Source organism: uncultured Agitococcus sp., from assembly GCF_937920075.1.
In the GTDB taxonomy this organism is placed as follows: Bacteria; Pseudomonadota; Gammaproteobacteria; order Pseudomonadales; family Moraxellaceae; genus Agitococcus.
Genome location: NZ_CALETI010000470.1, coordinates 1 through 11,084 on the forward strand (window position 1 = coordinate 1; position 11,084 = coordinate 11,084).

12 protein-coding genes are annotated in these 11,084 nt (G+C 39.9%); all 12 read right to left on the reverse strand.

Translation table 11 applies throughout. The features are described from left to right. Positions 1–145: 145 nt before the first annotated feature. Positions 146–607, reverse strand: a complete 462-nt coding sequence (gene nusB / locus Q0212_RS15965) for a transcription antitermination factor NusB (protein ID WP_297927347.1) — start codon at positions 605–607, stop codon at positions 146–148. Continuing rightward, positions 607–1,068 (reverse strand): 6,7-dimethyl-8-ribityllumazine synthase, encoded by a 462-nt coding sequence (ribE, locus tag Q0212_RS15970; protein ID WP_297927349.1) that lies wholly within the window; start codon positions 1,066–1,068, stop codon positions 607–609. The genes nusB and ribE overlap by 1 nt, the downstream gene beginning before the upstream one ends. A 16-nt stretch (positions 1,069–1,084) precedes the next feature. Further along, on the reverse strand, positions 1,085–2,185 hold the full coding sequence (gene ribBA / locus Q0212_RS15975) for a bifunctional 3,4-dihydroxy-2-butanone-4-phosphate synthase/GTP cyclohydrolase II (protein ID WP_297927351.1): 1,101 nt from the start codon (positions 2,183–2,185) through the stop codon (positions 1,085–1,087). A 38-nt stretch (positions 2,186–2,223) separates the two neighbouring features. Beyond that, positions 2,224–2,886, reverse strand: coding sequence for a riboflavin synthase (locus Q0212_RS15980; protein ID WP_297927352.1), 663 nt, complete (start codon positions 2,884–2,886; stop codon positions 2,224–2,226). 41 nt (positions 2,887–2,927) lie between these two features. Then, positions 2,928–4,028 carry a bifunctional diaminohydroxyphosphoribosylaminopyrimidine deaminase/5-amino-6-(5-phosphoribosylamino)uracil reductase RibD gene (gene ribD, locus Q0212_RS15985; RefSeq protein WP_297927354.1) on the reverse strand — a complete coding sequence of 367 codons (1,101 nt, stop codon included), beginning with the start codon at positions 4,026–4,028 and terminating at the stop codon, positions 2,928–2,930. Beyond that, positions 4,021–4,488, reverse strand: coding sequence for a transcriptional regulator NrdR (gene nrdR / locus Q0212_RS15990; protein WP_297927356.1), 468 nt, complete (start codon positions 4,486–4,488; stop codon positions 4,021–4,023). The genes ribD and nrdR overlap by 8 nt, the downstream gene beginning before the upstream one ends. Before the next feature lie 2 nt (positions 4,489–4,490). Further along, positions 4,491–5,783, reverse strand: coding sequence for a hemolysin family protein (locus tag Q0212_RS15995; protein WP_297927358.1), 1,293 nt, complete (start codon positions 5,781–5,783; stop codon positions 4,491–4,493). A gap of 79 nt (positions 5,784–5,862) precedes the next feature. Further along, positions 5,863–7,938, reverse strand: coding sequence for a polyphosphate kinase 1 (gene ppk1, locus Q0212_RS16000; RefSeq protein WP_297927360.1), 2,076 nt, complete (start codon positions 7,936–7,938; stop codon positions 5,863–5,865). Between the two features lie 74 nt (positions 7,939–8,012). Further along, on the reverse strand, positions 8,013–8,747 hold the full coding sequence (mtgA, locus tag Q0212_RS16005) for a monofunctional biosynthetic peptidoglycan transglycosylase (protein ID WP_297927362.1): 735 nt from the start codon (positions 8,745–8,747) through the stop codon (positions 8,013–8,015). 10 nt (positions 8,748–8,757) lie between these two features. Further along, a complete protein-coding gene (locus Q0212_RS16010; RefSeq protein WP_297927364.1) occupies positions 8,758–9,432 on the reverse strand; it encodes a hypothetical protein in 675 nt (224 codons plus the stop codon). After that, positions 9,429–9,998, reverse strand: coding sequence for a rhombosortase (gene rrtA / locus Q0212_RS16015; protein WP_297927366.1), 570 nt, complete (start codon positions 9,996–9,998; stop codon positions 9,429–9,431). The genes Q0212_RS16010 and rrtA overlap by 4 nt, the downstream gene beginning before the upstream one ends. Before the next feature lie 133 nt (positions 9,999–10,131). Beyond that, positions 10,132–11,084, reverse strand: a 953-nt coding sequence (locus tag Q0212_RS16020; protein WP_297927368.1) for a TRAP transporter large permease subunit, incomplete at its 5' end; no start/stop codon positions are given.

The following is an 11,084-nucleotide window of genomic DNA, read 5'->3' on the forward strand; positions in this document are numbered from 1 at the left end:
AAAAAATAAAAGGCGTACTTGGTACGCCTTTTTTGTACCGTTTAGGACTTACGCGGTTATCGCTTATTTGCTCACATTTTAATCGTTTTTAACGATTTTATGTTCACAAAACGCGCTAATTTCGGTGAAATGCGTAAGTCCTGAGTTATTGGACTTGTTTTTCGGCTTTGCGTACGGTTTTGGCCAACTCATCTAAAATACTATTTACATATTTATAGGAGTCTGTTGCACCAAAATCTTTAGCTAATTCAACCGCTTCATTCAAAATAATTTTGTAAGGAATTTCGATGTGATGAATTAACTCGTAGCTACCAATGCGCAAGATATTACGCTCAACAGGGTCTAGTTGCTGCATTTTACGGTCTAAAAATGGCTCAAAGGCATTATCTAATTCCCGATTTTTAGCAACAACTTGATGCAACAACTCGTGAAAATAAGCTAAATCCACTTTGTGCATGGCGTTTTCGACCCGATAACGCGCTTCAATTTCAAAAGGCTGATTACCCGACAACTGCCATTCATATAAGCCTTGTAAGGCAAAACGGCGCGCCTTATGACGCGCAGCAGGGGTATTTTTCGCTTGCGGCTTATTAGGATGCGTTTGCATTATATCGCCTTTAACAAGGAAACCATTTCGATTGCAGTCATTGCTGCATCTGCACCTTTGTTACCTGCTTTAGTGCCAGAACGCTCAATGGCTTGTTCGATGCTATCTGTTGTTAATACACCAAACACCACAGGCATACCTGCATCTAAACCAACAACACCTAAACCTTTAGCGCACTCACCAGCCACATAATCAAAATGTGGTGTGCCGCCACGAATTACCGCACCCAGGGCAATAATCGCATCGTATTGTTTTTTCTCGGCTAATTTTTTAGCCACTAAAGGTAATTCCCATGCACCAGGTGCGCGAATAATAGTGATATTGTCAGCATCAACACCATGACGTTTTAAGGTGTCTAAAGCACCATCTAATAACGCTTCAACGACAAAGCTATTAAAACGCCCGACAATAATGGCATATTGGCCATTGGCATTTTGAAAATTACCTTCGATAGTTTTCATCTCACGCTCCAAAAAGTTATTCAGTTGCCAAATATTCAACGATTTCTAAACCGAAACCAGATAAGGCGTTAAAGCGCATTGGGGAGCTTAATAAGCGCATTTTGCTTACCCCCAAATCTCTCAGTATTTGTGAACCCACACCAATGGTGCGATACATACCTGCACCATCATTCGCACGAGGACGACCATCAAAAAACTGTTTAACATGGTCAACCATATCGGCTGATTGATAATCTTGGCCTAATAACACCAAAATACCTGCATCATGTTTGGCAATTTCGGCCAAACTTTTTTGCAAATTCCAACCTGTACGTCCTTGATACTTCGCATGTAATAAATCGCGTAAAGGATTTACCGCATGAACTCTCACCACAGGCGTATCTTTTTGTACATCACCTTTAATCATGGCAATATGTACATCACTGCCTGCATGTTCTTGATAAGAAATTAGACGAAAATCACCATATTCGGTGGGCAAAATATTTTCTTGCACACGCTTTACCGTTTGTTCATTAACCATACGGTAGTGAATAAGGTCAGCAATTGTACCAATTTTTAAATTATGCTGCTCGGCAAATTTTTCTAAATCTGGACGACGAGCCATTGTCCCGTCTTCATTCATAATCTCAACAATCACGGCGGCTGGTTCTAAACCAGCCAAACGAGCTAAGTCACAACCTGCTTCGGTATGACCTGCACGATGTAACACTCCACCTGGTTGTGCCATCAAGGGGAAGATATGACCTGGTTGGACAATATCGGAAGGTTTGGCATCACGCGCAACTGCAACTTGTACGGTATGCGCTCTATCAGCGGCAGAAATACCTGTCGTCACGCCACTAGCAGCTTCAATCGACATGGTAAAATTTGTACCATGACTTGCGCCATTACGTGTCACCATTAATGGCAACTCTAATTGTTGGCAACGTTGACGGGTTAAGGTTAAACAAATTAAACCACGGGCATATTTGGCCATAAAGTTAATATCTTCAGGACGGACATGAGTGGCCGCCATGACAATATCACCTTCATTTTCACGGTCTTCATCGTCCATCAAAATGACCATTTTGCCTAAACGAATATCATTAATTAATTCTTCGACAGTATTTAAGGGCATGTTGCCTCTCACTTTATCAAGGGGACAAGAATATTGTCTTAACGTAAAAAACCATGTTTGGCTAAAAATTCTAAACTAATATCTTGTTTAGCCGAGCTTTGTGCTGCTTTTTCGCCTAATAATAAACGCTCTAAATAACGTGCTAATAAATCAACTTCTAAATTGACAATTGAGCCAACTTTCCACGTCCCAACATTGGTTTCTTGTACAGTATGCGGCACAATATTTAAGCTAAAAGTAGCCCCATCAATGGCATTGACCGTTAAACTAATCCCATCAACGGTAATAGAACCTTTTTCAGCAATATATTTGGCCAGCTCATCAGGTGCTTCGACTTGATATTGTAAAGAACGTGCATCTGGTTTAAAGCCGACAATTTCGCCTAAACCATCCACATGACCACTAACAATATGGCCACCTAAACGACTGGTTGGCATTAAGGCTTTTTCTAAATTGACTTGTGAGCCGACCTTCCATGTTCCCAAACTAGTGCGACGTAAGGTCTCATTAGAGACATCCGCCACAAAACCTTGGCCAGTTAACTCAATAACGGTTAAACAAATACCATTGGTTGCAATCGAATCACCCAACTTTACATCGCGTAAATCTAATTTTGCCGTGGCAATGGTTAAACGCACATCACCACTACGTGGGGTAATTTGTTGGACATGGCCAACAGACTCAATAATGCCAGTAAACATAGTAGATTCTTAGCTTGCAAAAAATGAATGTCGAAGCATAACTAAAAGTGGGGATTTAAGCAAAAAGTTAAACGTATATCTTGCCCCACCATTCTTAAATCGGTTTGTTGTAAACGGTATTGCTCGGCCATTTGACTCAACGGTAAGTTAAACATTGGCCGTGCGTTACTGCCCAATAGAGTGGGGGCAAGATAGACAATCAGCTCATCAACTAATTTAGCTTGAATAAATGCGCCTGCTAAATTTGCACCTGCTTCCACTAAAACTTCATTCACGCCACGTTGAGCTAGTTTGGTTAATACTTGTTGTAAAACCCCCTCCCTACCCTCAAAAGACCATATATCCACGCCTTTCGTTTGCAAAGCTCTTGCTTTGGGATGTTCTAAACTTTGCTGCGTGACAATAATCACGCCTTGTGTGGACAATAGTTGGGCATCAATAGGAGTCGCTAATTGCGAATCAAACACCACTCTTAACGGCTGCACCACATCGCCATAATGCCAATCTAACCAATCGTCAGGGCGAACCGTTAAACTTGGATTATCGGCTAATACAGTGCCAATACCCGTAATCACTGCCCCACTTTGCGCCCGTAGTTTTTGTATGTCTTTGCGTGCATCTGTACCAGTAATCCATTTCGATTCACCTGACTGCATCGCAGTTCGACCATCTAAGCTGGCGGCGGTTTTTAAGCGCACATAAGGCAAGCCGCCTTGCATTCGTCTAAAAAAGCCTTTATTTAAGGCTTTGGCTTGGTCTTCTAATACACCAACCCTTGTTTGAATGCCGGCATTTTCTAAAATTGCTTGTCCTTTACCTGCAACCAACGGATTGCTATCTAAACTTGCCATCACCACTCGTGCTACTTTTGCCTCAACTAAGGCATTGGCACATGGTGGTGTTCGGCCAAAATGGGCGCAAGGCTCTAAGGTTACATATGCTGTTGCACCTTGTGCTAATTCACCAGCCTGACGTAAAGCAAACACTTCGGCATGAGGTTGACCTGCACGCGCATGAAAGCCTTCGCCAACAATTTGGCCATCCTTAACAATCACACAACCGACACGCGGATTAGGATGAGTGGTATATAAACCTTGTTGTGCCAATTGAATGGCACGAGCCATATAAATTTGATCATTCATGGTCGGACTCATGCTGTTTGAGCTTTTCAATTTCGGTGTTAAAGGCTTCAACATCTTGAAAGTCACGATAGACCGAGGCAAAACGGACATAAGCCACTTTATCAAGCTTTGCCAATTCCGCCATGACTAACTCACCAATCATAATCGACTTTACTTCACGCTCACCCGATGCTCGTAATTTATGCAAAATGAATTGAATCGCACTATCAATTTTTTCAATGCTAACAGGGCGCTTTTGTAGGGCGTGCATCATGCTTTTACGCAATTTATTATCATCAAATGGCACACGACTACCATCGGACTTAATCACCCGTGGCGTGACTAATTCTGCCCCTTCAAAAGTGGTAAAGCGTTCACCACAAATCACACACTCACGGCGACGACGAACTTGTTCACCCTCGCCCACTAAGCGAGAGTCAATCACCTTAGTATCAGGTGCTCGACAAAACGGACAATGCATAATTAACTCAATATTTTGGTCACTAATAATTGGTCGATGCGATAATTATCAATATCAACCACTTCAAATTTATAACCTGCATACTCAATAAAATCGGTACGCTTGGGAATCTTTTTTAATAAATACATCATTAAACCAGCAATGGTTTGATAATTTTCTTCATTAGGAAAACTGTCAATTGACAAGGCACGGCGTACATCTTCTATGGGAGTGACACCATCAATTAACCACGAATTATCATCACGTTTAACAATTTGTTCTTCAATAAAAGGACTCACCAAGTCGCCCATTAAAGTTTTCATCACATCATTCAGGGTGACTATCCCCACCACTAAGGCGTATTCATTTAAAATCACTGCTAAATCTTGGTTAGTGACTTTAAATCGCTCTAATAACTCCGACAAGGTTAAGGTATCAGGAATTGCCAATAAGTTTTTAAGTTGTAACTCGTTATTTAATGAAATCGCTTGTTGTTTTAAGGTTCGTTTTAAAATGTCTTTCGATTCAACATAACCCAAAACATTATCAATATGGTCATTACACACTAAAAATCGACTGTGTGGATAATCTGTAATTTTAGCGGTTAACATTTGCTCATCATCTTGTAAGCGTAAAAAAATCACATGTTCACGCGAAGTCATGGCAAAGGTTACGGTGCGGGTATCTAACTCAAAGACATTTTCAATAAGATGCTGCTCTTGTTTATGCAATGCACCTGATGCAGTGCCTGCATCAACCATCGCTGACACATCATCAAAGGTAATGGCATCATCAACCTCGGTTTTAATGTTCAATAATTTGAATAACAAATTTGCAATACCATCATAAACACGCACAATGGGTTTAAGTACCCCCAAAAAAAATAGAATTGGCTTAACAATCGCCACCGCAAATTGTTCAGGGTAAATAATCGCTAAGCGCTTGGGCATCAAGTCGGCAAAAATAATAAATAAAGACGTGACAATGGTGAATGAACACAAAAAACTGACTTGTTCTAACCAAGCAGTTTTACCAAAAACTCCCTCTAATAAAGCAGCAATATAAGGTGAAAAAGCTTGTTCGCCTAAAATACCGCCCATAATCGCAATGGCATTAAGCGCGACTTGAATCACGGTAAAAAAGTTACCAGGTTCTTCTTGTAACGCTAGTACTTTAGCCGCGTTAACATTACCTGCTTCAACTAATTGTTGTAGGCGAATTTTACGCGATGATGCCAAGGCAATTTCGGCGCAAGAAAAAAACGCACTACTGGCAATTAAAGCAATGATGACGAATAAATTATTGACAAAATCCATGATGGCTCAAAAATATGAATATGCCCTCATAATATAGACAAACATAAGAAAGGCGCAACCTTGCGCCTTTTGAGATACCCTAAGCCAGCTTAGCTAATTTTTCTAACAATAATGCTTGCGCTTGATGTGGCAACTCCCCTTCGGCAGATTGCACACGTTGCCAACTACCATCCGCTTGTAGTTCCCATGCCAATTGATTATCAGTCAAATAATTTAACAAGCCATCTTTAATAATCCGTTTTTTCAGGATCGGATCATCGATTGGGAAACAGGCCTCAACACGAGAAAACAAGTTTCTATCCATCCAGTCGGCACTGGCGCAATACACTTTTGCCTCACCATCATTCGCAAAATAAAATACGCGTGTATGTTCTAAAAAGCGTCCAACAATTGAACGAACACGAATATTTTCTGACACCCCCGCCAATTGTGGACGTAAACAACAAATCGAGCGAATAATTAAATCAACTTTCACCCCTGCCATTGAAGCGCGATATAAAGCCTGAATTAATTGTTTTTCAGTTAAGGCATTGACTTTAATAATAATATGAGCTGCTTTTCCTGCTTGGGCATGACGAATTTCTTGCTCAATATAGGCAATTAATTGTGCGTGTAAGGTAAATGGCGCATGAAGCAATTTTTTGAGTTTTGCAGTTTTACCCATGCCTGTTAATTCTTGGAAAATTTTATGCACATCTTCACAGAGTTCAGGATTCGCCGTCATTAAACCATAATCGGTATAAATGCGCGCGGTGACTGCATGATAATTACCTGTGCCTAAATGTACATAACGATGAAGTTTGTTATCTTCTCGACGCACCACCAAAATCATTTTGGCATGGGTTTTATAACCAACTATGCCATAAACGACAATTGCCCCTGCCTCTTGCAGTTTATTAGCCACCTCAATATTAGACTCTTCATCAAAACGAGCGCGTAGCTCAATAACTGCCGTCACTTCTTTGCCATTACGTGCGGCTTCGGCCAAAATATTCACAATTTCTGAATCTGCGCCTGTGCGATATAAGGTTTGTTTAATCGCTAATACTTGCGGGTCTCGTGCTGCTTCACGTAATAAGTTAATAACTGGCGTAAAAGACTCAAAAGGATGATGTAATAACACATCCTGTTTTTTTAATGCCTCAAACACACTTTCAGATTTTTGTACAATACTCGGAATCGTTGGTGTAAAGGGCGTATAACGCAAACGTGGTCGATTGAAATTGGATAATAAACGCGCCAAATTGACAGGCCCATTGACACGATACAACGATTGATCTTTTAAACCAAACTTACGCAACAAATAATCACTAATGGTTTTTGGGCAATTATCGGCAACTTCCAAACGTACTGCTTTACCAAAACGACGCGAATATAAGCCACCTTTTAATGCTAAGGCTAAGTCATCGGCATCTTCATCCACCGTTAAGTCGGCGTTACGCGTCACACGGAATTGATAACATCCCGTGGCCACCATACCAGGGAACAACTCACTGACATGTTCATGAATAATCGCAGATAACAATACGTGTTGATCACCACCATTGGTTAATTCATCAGGCAATCTCACGACACGCGGCAAAGAACGTGGTGCAGGCACAACCGCCATTGAAATTTGTCGGCCAAAAGCATCCTTTCCTTCTAAACTGACAATAAAGTTAAGACTTTTATTGACTAAACGCGGAAATGGATGAGCAGGATCTAAGCTAATCGGTGTTAACACAGGTAACACTTGCTCACGAAAATAATGTTTAACCCAATGCGCTTGAGTTTCATTTAGTTCGTCACGCTTTAAAAAGCGAATATTTTCAGCGGCTAAGGCAGGAAATAAATCATCATTAAGAATACGATATTGTTTTTCAACCGCTTTATGTGAGGTTTCAGCAATACGTTTTAAAACATCTTCTACTAACAAACCATCAGGTGAAACACTGGCTGCATCAAATGATAATTGTTGCAATAACCCTGCAACTCGAATTTCAAAAAACTCATCTAAATTACGACTAAAAATTAATAAAAAGTTTAATCGCTCCAATAAAGGATGACGCGTATCAACCGCTTGCTCTAAGACACGCAAGTGAAAATCTAAAATACTGAGGTCTCGGTTTAAATATAAATCTGAATTATTAAAATCAATGGTTTGCTCGGTAACCATAATAGCTATCTCAATGCGAAATTATGTTAATTTATTGATTATATGACAATTAAATGACAAAAGAATGACAGTTATTAGGGATAATCAGCATAATACATACGACGTTGAATAATCCTTGTTTTACGTAGCAATTTACGATCATAACGATTTTTATCGTAATAACGTGGATTAGGTACCATTGCTGCTAATTTAGCTGCCTCTCCTGCACTTAAATAACGTGCACTTTTTTTATAATAATGGCGCGACGCCGCCTCTATGCCAAAAATCCCATTACCCCACTCAATCACGTTTAAATAAATTTCAAAAATCCGTCTTTTAGTCATTAAGTTTTCCATCATCACCGTAATCGTTGCTTCTTCGAGTTTTCGCCACGGTGTCTTTTTGCTGGACAAGAATAAATTTTTTGCTAGTTGTTGAGAAATGGTTGATCCTCCCGCAACAATTTTGCCTTTTTTTAGATTTTTTTCCCAAGCATCCTGCATACCTTCCCAATCAAAACCTTCATGTTCTAAGAATTTTGCATCCTCTGAAGCAATTAATGCTCGCTTTATGTTGGGCGAAATATTTTTATAATCCACCCAGCGATGTTTTAATTCTGCCTCTGGATTTTTATCTTGCAGCACTTCGCGCTGAGTTTCCATAAAGGCTGTTGTTTGTGGATTATGATCAATCCACCACCAAATATTTAATAACAACCATAGATGATACGTCACTAAAATCACTATCAAAACACCTAAAATACGCCAAAACCATTGGCTGAAGCTCAGCTTTTTTTTAGGGGTTTTCTGTCTTTCAATTAGCTCATCCACAGCCATTCACTCATTGAACGTTGTCCACAATATGAGGATACTGTACTTTTTGATAGGTCATATCACCAATCACTCGACGCAAACCTTGTAAAGTATTATAGGGATGTTCTTGAATTAAAAAATTTACTAAACCTTTAGGAATCATCCCACCAGGATCGGCATGACCAGACATGGTGACTTCAACCAACCCATTGCCAACAGGCTTAAATAACCAATAGCCTTTGACCATTGGCATTCTTAAACAACATTCTGCAACTGGATATTTATTAGCATAAGCTGACTCATTACTATCAATGCGTACTCGTCCCGTTTTGCTATCTTGACTAATACGCACATCTACTAAAGCTTCTCGATCAGTTAGTGGCCACGGAACATCTGTAATCACACGAATGGTAAAAAATTGCTGACTATCATCTCGTGCCAACACATCGATACGACTGGTACGATATAACCAGCGACTTGCATTTTGTGTATCAGTAATCAAACCGACCAAACCTGACAACGAGCTTTTTACTGTTGTCGTGGCAATAAAACCCGACAATGGACTTTTGGGAACTTTATAGCTCCAAATTTTAATATTATTTTTGTCTAATATAAGTTTGCTTGCTTGACCATTCTCATCATTAGCCCATAAGTTGCCAATTAAACAACACCAAATTATCAATAACGAAAACCATTTACTCATGAATAAAACTTCTCTTCGGCACTCTTAATTAGGGCGAAAATAACTCCAATGACCGCGCCATATAAATGTGCTTCAACTAAAACATGACCACCAATCATTTGTTCGGTCATAGATATACCTTGTCCAAGATTTTCTGTCAGTAGTTTTAATGTGACTAAGGCCAATAAAATCATCGCCAACGATTGATCTTGACGACTTTTAAATAACATCAATGCTCCTACGACATACAAACTATGAATCACTCCCGAAAAGCCAACATAAGCGGTGACCTGCGGTAAATAATAATAAAAAGCCATACTTTGTAACATCGCAGAACTACAGATTAAAATCAACCATGCTGCCAACGAGCAAGTACGATCAAAAATAATCAACACTAACGTTAAGCCTGCCAGATTTAAGGCCAAATGTTTGATGTTTAAATGCACAAAATGCGCTGTTAGCATTCGCCAATATTGCTGCTGCTCAATGAGTTGTCGATCAAAATAAAAAGCATCTAAACCTATGATTTGCATCGTACACAACACCAACCACAATCCTAAAATTAACCCTATCGTTGGCTTTGACATCAAATATCACTCTTAGAACTTAGGGGCTGTTATCAGCTATTAACTCACAAAACAGGCAACTGAAGGTAAAGTGCATCAGTCCTAACTCTAAAAAAAAGGCCAGCGTTTGCTGGCCTTTGACTAAATAAACTAATTATTTAGCATAGAAAAACAAAGGTACGTAAGCAACCAGTAACAAAGCTGGAGCCATCACCGCACAGGGAAGAATCCAACGTTCATAACGCCAGTAGAACGATAAATGACGTACCTCGGCATCTGCCTCATCCATTTCTTTTTCACCCACTACTTGACGCGTCAAGAGTTGGTTTAAAGCCACAGGTGGTGACAAATAACCCAATTCAAAAGCTGTTAATACAATCATCCAGAAATGGACAGGATCAATACCATTTTTATAGGCAATTGGCGCAACCGTTGCTGACACCAAAATAACCGCACCAAAGGGATCCATTACCATACCAACAAAGACTAACAACACTAATAAAATAGATACAGCAACATAAATACTGCCAAATGTCTCTGGAACAGCTTCCATTAAACCAGAACGCTCAATCACACCACCAATACTGACTGATAATGCCATGAGCATAATCAATGCGCCAATATGACCAATGGTGTCATTGGTTGCCATACGTACGCCTTCTTCAAAGCCTACACGACGCTCTTTGACTTCTGGTGAAGCATGATCTTCTGGATTGCGACGAATTTTATCAAACCAGACAATTGCCAACATAATAAAGGGCAAAATCATGGGGGCTGTAAATTCATCTAACTTAGTATCTAATAAGAAGCGATAAACCATGACTACAATAATCGTAATCACAATATAAGCTGAAACAGGCACTAAAGCACGCATTGACTCTGGTAAGGCAACCGCTGGTTTAGCCAATTTAAAGCCATCTTTAGATAACATCAATGATGCAATTAAGAACATCGTAGAGGTTAACAAGAAGACTTTAACACCCCAACCATACAGCAAAGAGGTGGTCACTTCTTTGTTAAGTGCAGCAATAACCACAATTAACAAACAAGGGCTTAATACCACACCTAAAGAGCCAGACATCGCCGTTGCTGCTAAAGCATATTGAC

Coding starts and splice junctions, on each gene's coding strand:
- nusB (WP_297927347.1), bottom strand. CDS start 607: ATGCAAACGCATCCTAATAAGCCGCAAGCGAAAAATACCCCTGCTGCG.
- Q0212_RS15995 (WP_297927358.1), bottom strand. CDS start 5,783: ATGGATTTTGTCAATAATTTATTCGTCATCATTGCTTTAATTGCCAGT.
- ribD (WP_297927354.1), bottom strand. CDS start 4,028: ATGAATGATCAAATTTATATGGCTCGTGCCATTCAATTGGCACAACAA.
- ribE (WP_297927349.1), bottom strand. CDS start 1,068: ATGAAAACTATCGAAGGTAATTTTCAAAATGCCAATGGCCAATATGCC.
- Q0212_RS16010 (WP_297927364.1), bottom strand. CDS start 9,432: ATGAGTAAATGGTTTTCGTTATTGATAATTTGGTGTTGTTTAATTGGC.
- Q0212_RS15980 (WP_297927352.1), bottom strand. CDS start 2,886: ATGTTTACTGGCATTATTGAGTCTGTTGGCCATGTCCAACAAATTACC.
- nrdR (WP_297927356.1), bottom strand. CDS start 4,488: ATGCATTGTCCGTTTTGTCGAGCACCTGATACTAAGGTGATTGACTCT.
- ppk1 (WP_297927360.1), bottom strand. CDS start 7,938: ATGGTTACCGAGCAAACCATTGATTTTAATAATTCAGATTTATATTTA.
- ribBA (WP_297927351.1), bottom strand. CDS start 2,185: ATGCCCTTAAATACTGTCGAAGAATTAATTAATGATATTCGTTTAGGC.
- rrtA (WP_297927366.1), bottom strand. CDS start 9,998: ATGTCAAAGCCAACGATAGGGTTAATTTTAGGATTGTGGTTGGTGTTG.